This is a genomic window from Nocardia sp. NPDC004722, assembly GCF_053601505.1.
In genome coordinates, this window is the sequence record NZ_JBSGBY010001109.1 from 1 (window position 1) to 1,105 (window position 1,105).

The window sequence follows — 1,105 nt, forward strand, 5'->3', positions numbered from 1 at the left end:
TATCGCGGTGCTCAAGCAGCGCGTCAGGGACCGCGTGGCCCCCGACAGGTCGCTGGGCCACGCGGACAAGAAGGCGGACTAGCCGCAGCAGCCGCTATACGAGATCAACGGGAACTCCTGCCGTTTGATGGATGTGCAGGAGCTGCTCAGCGACTCCGGCATCGGCCGCGAGATGCACGTCATCGTCGGCCAGGGCCAGCTCTCGGCGATTCTGGAATCGCGGCCGGAGGATCGCCGCGCCTTCATCGAAGAGGCCGCGGGTGTGCTCAAGCACCGTCGCCGCAAGGAGAAGGCGGTCCGCAAGCTCGACGCCATGCAGTCGAATCTGGCGCGCCTGACCGACCTCACCACCGAATTGCGCAGGCAGTTGAAGCCGTTGGGGCGGCAGGCCGAAGTCGCCCGTCGCGCCGCGACCGTCCAGTCCGAACTGCGGGATTCCCGATTGCGCCTGGCCGCCGACGATCTGGTGTCGCGCCGCCGCGAACTCGAGAGCCAGCAGTCCAAGGAGGCCTACGCGCGCGAGCAGCAGGTCACCGTGCAGACCGAGATGGATGCCGCGAATGCCGCACTCGCCCAGCAGGAATTCGAGCTCTCCAAGCTGACCCCGAGTGCGGAGGCGGCCGCCCAGACCTGGTTCCAGCTGTCCGCGCTGACCGAACGCGTCAATGCCACCATCCGCATCGCCCGCGACCGCGCCCGAAATCTCACCATCGAGCAGCCCGTCGGCGAGGGCCGCGACCCCGACCAGCTGGAACGCGAAGCGGATCGGGTCGAAGCCGAAGAGGCCGAACTGCGCGAAGCCGTCGAAATGGCCACGGAAACCCTCGAAGCCGCCCGCGAGCAACTCTACGAACGCGAACAGGCCGCCAAGGCCGCCGAACAGGCCCACCTCGCCGCCGTGCGCGCCATCGCCGACCGCCGCGAGGGCCTCGCCCGCCTCTCCGGCCAGGTCGACACCCTGCGCAGCCGCGCCCAGTCCGTGGACGGCGAGATCGCGCGCATGTCCGCCGGTATCGCCGAGGCCCGCCGCCGCGGCGAGGAGGCCAATGCCGAATTCGAGGCCGTCCAGGGCGAACTCGGCGTTTTCGAGTAGCACCGCACGCAC

Annotated in this window: 1 pseudogene; it reads left to right on the forward strand. The window is 69.3% G+C overall.

The window, feature by feature from the left end:
* Window positions 1-97 precede the first annotated feature (97 nt).
* A pseudogene (locus ACWELQ_RS46135) lies at window positions 98-1,081 on the forward strand (chromosome segregation protein SMC); the annotation flags it as partial.
* Between the last annotated feature and the right edge of the window lie 24 nt (window positions 1,082-1,105).